Annotated in this window: 5 protein-coding genes; 2 read left to right on the top strand and 3 right to left on the bottom strand. The window is 72.2% G+C overall.

Annotated elements, in window-relative coordinates; translation table 11 throughout:
• Positions 1-180: 180 nt before the first annotated feature.
• Positions 181-1134, top strand: a complete 954-nt coding sequence (locus F8A92_RS17990) for an LCP family protein (RefSeq protein WP_194291581.1) — start codon at positions 181-183, stop codon at positions 1132-1134.
• Between the two features lie 4 nt (positions 1135-1138).
• On the opposite strand, the gene F8A92_RS17985 is transcribed toward F8A92_RS17990, so the two are convergent.
• Both F8A92_RS17985 and F8A92_RS17980 read right to left on the bottom strand, forming a co-directional pair.
• Complete coding sequence (locus tag F8A92_RS17985) at positions 1139-2578, bottom strand: APC family permease (protein WP_153506558.1); 1440 nt, start codon at positions 2576-2578, stop codon at positions 1139-1141.
• A 4-nt stretch (positions 2579-2582) separates the two neighbouring features.
• Positions 2583-4613, bottom strand: coding sequence for a primary-amine oxidase (locus F8A92_RS17980; RefSeq protein ID WP_153506557.1), 2031 nt, complete (start codon positions 4611-4613; stop codon positions 2583-2585).
• Positions 4614-4752: 139 nt separating this feature from the next.
• Here F8A92_RS17980 and F8A92_RS17975 point away from each other — a divergent pair, with 139 nt between their 5' ends.
• Positions 4753-5406 (top strand): response regulator transcription factor, encoded by a 654-nt coding sequence (locus F8A92_RS17975; RefSeq protein WP_194291580.1) that lies wholly within the window; start codon positions 4753-4755, stop codon positions 5404-5406.
• Positions 5407-5762: 356 nt separating this feature from the next.
• Here the strand turns inward: F8A92_RS17975 and F8A92_RS17970 are convergent.
• A partial coding sequence (locus F8A92_RS17970) for an ATP-binding cassette domain-containing protein (protein ID WP_153506555.1) occupies positions 5763-6781 on the bottom strand: 1019 nt, incomplete at its 5' end.

Here is a 6781-nt window from a genome sequence, read left to right as displayed (position 1 = left end):
CGTGCCCGGCCGGCAGACGACCACCAGCGGCGCGCCCGGGCCGGCCGACGCCGCCCCCCAGGAGCTCGCCGCCACCGGGGTGCCGCTCGGCGAGCTGGGCACCGCGTCGGCGGCGCTGCTCGTCGCCGGAGCAGCCATGACGCTCGCCGGCCGACGGCGCATCCGGGCCTGAGCCCGCGGGTGCGCCTGCTCCCGCGGCGCCGCGCGACCCGGGTCCTCGCCGGAGCCGCGGTCGCGATCGTGCTCGCGCTGTGCGCCGACGTCGCGGTCGTCGCCGGCCGCATCGACACCTGGCCGGTGACGCTGCCCCGCGCCGACGACGGCGTGGACACCTGGGTCATCGTCGGCTCCGACAGCCGGACGCACCTCCCGACGGACGCCGACCCCGCGCACTACGGGACTCCGGCGCAGGTCGGCGGCGAGCGCGCCGACCTGGTCGTGATCGTCACCGTGCGCGGCGACCGGGCCCGGGCGGTGTCGGTGCCCCGCGACCTGCTGGTCAGCGACGACGGCTACCCGGTGCGTCTCGCCCTGACCCTGCAGAACGGGCCGCAGCACCTGGTCGATGCGCTCTGCACGACCCTCGGCGTACCGGCGGACCACCTCGTGGGTCTGCACTTCGACGGGTTCGTGTCGATCGTGGACGCCGTGGGCGGCGTCGACGTCCGCATCCCCCATCCACTGCGCGACGAGCTCTCCGGTCTCGATCTGCCGACCGCGGGCCCGCAGACGCTGGACGGTGCCGCCGCACTGGCGCTGGTCCGGTCCCGGTCCGCGGAGCGGCTGATCGACGGCGTCTGGCAGCCGGCCGGCTCCGGCGCGGACGACCGCGCCTCGTGGGGCGCGGTCGTGCTCGACGCGCTGCTGAAGAAGATCGACGAGGATCGATACGACCCGGCGGCGCTGCAGCGGATCGGGTGGGCGGCGTCCGGCGCACTGCGCACCGACGGCGGCACCGGCCTGCTCGACCTCGCCGGTCTCGCCGTGCGGCGCCCGAGCGTGACGGAGCTGCCGCACGGCGCACCCGCAGCCCCGGCGCCGCCGGGGGCAGCGCTCCCGCTGCCACCCGACGAGCGGACCACGGCCGCCCTCGTCGGCCTCGGTCTCGGCAGCGGGTGCGCGCCCGATCGGTGACCGGCTACGCCGGCACCTTCTCCTGTTCCGGCGGCGGCCCCGCGCTGCGGATGCCGCCGCCACCCCCGTTGCGACCGCGCCCCACGAGGTACCAGACCGCCGACAGCAGCACGACGGCCAGGAAGATCCAGTGCAGGTACGAGTACGGCGGATCGACCGCGCCCTGGATCGACTTCACCACGACGAAGACGAGCGCCGCGGCGGAGACCAGCCCGATGATCGCCGGCAGCATCACCGCGTGCCCGCGGCGCGCGCTGTAGGCGATGATGCCCAGCGCCATCAGCACGTAGGCGAGCATGTATCCGAACGTGCCGATGGTGCCCGACACGCCGAACACGTCGATGACGGTGGGCTCGCTGATCATCAGCACGAGCGCGATGATCGCCGCGAGCGACGACAGCACGATGATCGACCGGTGCGGGGTCATCCGCACCCGATGCGCCCGACCGAACGACGTCGGCAGGAACCCGTCCCGCGCGATCTGGAACATCAGCCGGCTCGCCGCGTTCAACGACCCGGTGATGCAGGCGAAGAACGAGGCGACCGCCCCGACGTCCACCAGGTAGCCCATCCAGCCCACGCCGTTGTTGTCGGCGAGGTCGTTCAGCGGCGCGGCGCTCTGCGTGATCGCGGTCCCCGAGCCGAAGCCCTCGAGCTGCGCGTAGGCGCTGACGAAGTACAGGACGCCGACGATGGTCGCACTGCCGATGACCGCCCGCGGCACGGAGTGCGCGGGGTCGCGGGCCTCGACGCCGAGGTTCGCGGCGGACTCGAAACCGACGTATCCGAGGATCGCCAGCACCATGCCGCTGGTGAAGCCGGAGAGTCCCAGGTCGGACGGCGTCATCGGCCGGGCCGAGATCCCGTGGCGGACGAACACCGCGATGATCACCACGGTGATCGCGATGATGGACAGCACCTCGAGCACCATCGCGAAGCGGGTGGACAGGTGCACCCCGATGATCATCGTGACGGCGGCGAGCACCATCACGACGACGGTGAGGATCACCTGGTAGGTGGTGCTCTCCGGGTCGACGCCCGCCCAGCCCAGCAGCGGCGCCAGGTACATCGTGATGCCGGCCAGGCAGGCGATCGCGATCAGCAGGTAGCCGAAGGCGAGCGCCACCGCGCCGATGAAGCCGGCACCGGGCCCGAGCGCCCGCTGGATGTAGGACAGCAGGGTCGCCTCCTCGCCCTCGCGCCGCGCGAACTGCGCGACGCACCAGCCGATGAGCACCATCACGATGGTGCTGGCGATGTAGCTGTACAGGACGGAGTCTCCGGCGCCCAGCGCGACGAGCGCGGGGCCGGTCGCCATGACGGCGCTGGGCGCGATGCCGGCCACCGACTGCGCGAGCATCTCGAAGGTGCTCAGGGTGTTGGCGTGCAGGCCGGGGTGGCCCTCGTGCTGGGCCTCGACCTCGTCGAGCGCGTACTCCTTCATGACCTCACCCCTCCGCACTCTCGACCGGGCGGCAGTGGCAGGTTCCGCCCTCCTGGCCGCAGCAGGTCCCGTGGTCGCTGTGGCAGCTCTTGTCCTCGGCCGGCAGGTCGAGCATCGGGTTGCCGGCGAAGAAGCCGAACGGCTTCAGGTGCATCGCGACCTTGCTGGTCGGCATGACCGGCCAGTCCTCCGGCCGCACGACGTGGTGCGCGCCCATCGTGTACCAGAGCACCAGGTCGGAGTCCACGAGCGAGCGGTCTCCCGCCACGTAGCGCGGGAGCCCGTCGCCGCCGGGGTTCTGGGCGACGTACTGCCCGGCGGCGAACATCTGCGTCGGGTCGTACGCCGTGCCCCACAGCTGCTTGGTGGCGAACCCGCCACGCGCCGCCTGCTGGGAGCCGGCGCGCCACAGCGGGGCGGAGTAGGCGCCCGGCTCGATCTTGTAGCCGGTGGGCTGGCCGACGTGATTGGTCTTGTCGGCGCTGGTGACCAGCCAGGTGCGGCCGGCCAGCGGGTCGGGCATGCACTGCGCCTCCGACTCGGAGGTGAGGTGCCGCTTGACCGCGCGCCAGGCGTTGTTGTGCGGGTTGCCCTCGCCCTCCGGCTCGGAGATCGAGTCGACCTCGTACAGGTTGTTGCGCTCGCCGTCGAGGCGCATGTCCATCCGCACGCTGAAGTAGTGCTCGTGGTTCGGGGCGTACAGCCCGGGCGCGACGACCGTCCCGAACGGCGGCGGCTCGGTGCCCTCCTCGAAGGCGCCCAGCGACAGGATGCCGGTCAGCTTGATCTCGAACTCGATCGAGCCGTCGAGGTAGAAGTTCCAGTAGAAGCAGTACTCGTAGTTGCCGACCGTCGCGATGAAGGACACCACGAGCCGCCGGTTGCGCTGCACCTGGGCGCGCTCGGTGCGGAAGTCGGTGTGCTTCCAGCCGATCGAGTAGTCCTCCTCGTGCATGCAGATCGCGTTCTTCATGACCATCGGCTGGCCGTCCTGGTCGTTGACCAGCGCGTCGAAGTACCGGATCTCGCCGAGGCAGTCGCAACCGAGCTCGAGGGAGTTGGCCAGCCAGCCGAGGCCGTACTCGCCCTCGTCGAAGACGTTCTTGTTCCAGTGCGTCGGGTTCGGGTCGCCGTACGGCACGTACATCTCCGACAGCGAGGCGCGGTAGATGATCGGGCGGACCACGCCCTTGTCGACGTAGTTCACGTCGTAGAGCACCAGGCCCTCGCGAGGCGTGAACCCCAGGCGCAGCTGCCAGTTGGACCACGTCACGTGATGGCCGTCGACGGAGAAGGTGGGGCCGTCGGGCTGCGTGATCTCCAGCGGCTTGAGCGGCGCCCGCTCCTCGCTGATGCCGAGGATGTTGTCGTCGTCCAGCTTCAGCTCGGGATACCAGTTGCCGGCCTTGGGCGGCAGCGGGACGACGCCGTGGTCGACGACGTCGATCACCGTCATGTCGTCGAGGTCCACCGTGACGATCAGACCCTCGACCGGCCGCGCATAGCCGTTGTCGTGCTCGCTGCGGCGCACGAACGTCAGCGGCCGGGCGAGCCGGTGCTTGGCCGGATCGTCCGACGGGCCGGTGTAGCCGCTGGCCCACGGGTCGATCATGCAGAGCTCGAAGTCCTCGACGCCGCGCTTGCGCATGGCGTCCTGCCAGCGCGCGTCGGAGCGCACCGCCTCCTCGCACTGCATGAACTCCTCGAACATCATCGGAGGCTGCACGCCCTCGACGGTGTCCCAGCGGACGACGTCGCCGTCGGTGAGGGACACGACGACCTCGTAGGTGGCGCGGTTCTTGCGGTCGCGCAGCAGCGCCGCCGCGCAGCGGTTCCAGTCGGTCCCGGGGGTCCAGGCCAGGACCTCCTCCTTCGGGGGCTCGGCGAGCTCCAGATATACGAACCGGGTCTGGTCGTTCCAGCCCGGCGCCGCGTTGATGATCGCGGTGGCGGCCGCCATCTCGTCGGCCGTGAGGGGTTCCAGCGGGTGCGCCGTGACGGTGCCCGCCTGACGCCGTTCGTTGACTGTCGTCATGAGGTCTCCTGCGAAAGATCGGCTCGGTGCTCGGTGCGATCTGGATCACACATCAGTCAAGGTACGGCCAAATTGTTGCCACCGATACCCGCAGCGTTACGTCCTCATAAACTTGTCATCGACCGGCTGGAGGCCACCGATGTCGTCGCGAAACCACCCCGTACCCCCGCGCGGGGCCGACCTGCGGGTTCTGCTGGTCGACGACCGGCCACTCATGCGAGCCGGAGTGGCCGGCGCGCTCGCCGGCGATCCGTTGATCGGGCAGGTGCTCGAGGCCGGCTCGATGGAGTCGGCCCAGACGATCCTGCAGACTCGCACCGTGGACGTCGTGATCGTCTCCCCCGACGCCTCCGACCCGGTCGAGGGCAACCACCGGTTCTGCGCGCTGGCTCTCGCGGCCGGCGATGCGCGCGTGGTCAGCCTCAGCCGCGACGAGCAGGCGCTGCCGCCGGCGTGCGGCCGATTCGCCGTCGTCCCCGAGACGGTCGCCGCCGCGCGGCTGCTGCGGGTCGTCGACCAGCCGGCGACCGAGGCGCCGCCGTGTGCCGGGGCGTCGTGCGGCTGCCGGCACACGCACATCGCGCCGCCGACGGACCTGACCGCGCAGGAGGCCCGGGTGCTGGCCGGGCTGACCGACGGGCTGTCGAACCGGCAGATCGCCGGGCAGCTCGGGCTGGCCGAGAAGACCGTCAAGAACTACGTGACGCGTATCTACGCCAAGCTGGGCGTGACCTCGCGAACCGCGGCCATCGCGGCCCTGCGGGACGGCGTGGACGGCGCGCTGCACCACTAGCCGCTCGGCACCACCAGCCACCCTGGCGAGCATGGAGCCGCCGAAGCGGAGAGCGCCATCGAGCCGCGGCGCTGGCCGGACGACCGACCGAGGCTCCCGGCGTCTCGACATCGCTCGCCCCAGGGGGCTCACTCGCTCGACGACCAAGGAAAGGGCTCGCTCGCTCGACGACCGGGACAAGCCGAGGTCCCCGGCGAACACCCGTCACCGGCGAGTGCAGCGGCGACGGTGATCGACCGATCGACCGAGCCTCCCGGCGTCTCGACGTCGCTCGCCCCAGGGGGCTCGCTCGCTCGACGACCAGGACAAGCCGAGGTCCCCGGCGTCACGTACGGTCGTCGAGCGAGCCGGAGCCGCTAGGCGGAGGCGACGTCGAGACGCGGCGCGGCGGCGGAGCGGCCCAGATCGAGGACGGTGCAGCCGTCGAGGCGGCTCCGGTCATGAGTCACCACGAGCAGCGCCTTGCCCACCGACTCGGCGAGGATGTCGCGCATCAGGTCGTCGGCCACCTCCCGGTCCAGCCCGGCGGTCGGCTCGTCGACCAGCAGGATCGGGCGGTCGGCGAGCAGCGCGCGAGCGAGCGCCAGCCGCTGGCGCTGGCCGCCGGAGACCAGCACGCCGAACGCGCCGACGCGGGTGTCCAGCCCCTTGGGCAGGCTGCGCAGCCAGGGTCCGAGCTGGGCCCGCTCGACGACGGCGCGCAGCTCGCCGTCCGTGGCGTCGGGACGGGCCAGCCGGAGGTTCTCAGCCACCGAGGTGTCGAAGAGGTGCGCCGACTGGTCGCACCATCCGAACAGCGCGAGCACGTCGTCGGCGCCGATCTCTGTCGCGGGCCGTCCACCGATGCGGTACTCGCCGGCCACCACCTCGGCGTACCCCATGAGCGCGGCCACGACGGTCGACTTGCCCGAGCCGGAGGGACCGACAAGGGCGACCGGGCGACCCGGCTCGAGCCGGAGGTCGACGCCGCGGACGGCGGGCTCCTCGCAGCCGGGCCAGCGGATCGCTGCGCCGGTGAGCTCGACCGGCCAGGGCGGCGCCGGCACCGTGGCACCGCTCGGCACGCGGTCGGCACTCCGCACCGCGGCCACGCCGCCGCGGTCGGTCGGAGCGGGCGTCTCGAGCACCTCGATGAGCCGGACGGCACTCGCCCGCACCGCCAGCCGCGTCGCGAGCGCCGGCTCGATGAGCGCGCCGAGCTCGATGAGCCCGAGCGGCAGCATCACGACGACGGCGGCGTTCTCCGCCGCGATGGCCCCGCTCGCCGCCGCCTGCGCCGCGACCGCGAGGATGACGAGCACGCCGCCGGCCAGCGCCAGCATGGACAACCCGGCCGCCGCCCCGGCGCGGGCCGCGCCACGCGAGGCCAGCCGCT

The sequence above is a fragment of the Cumulibacter manganitolerans genome, assembly GCF_009602465.1.
Lineage (GTDB): Bacteria > Actinomycetota > Actinomycetes > Mycobacteriales > Antricoccaceae > Cumulibacter > Cumulibacter manganitolerans.
This window is presented reverse-complemented; position numbering and strand designations above follow the sequence as displayed.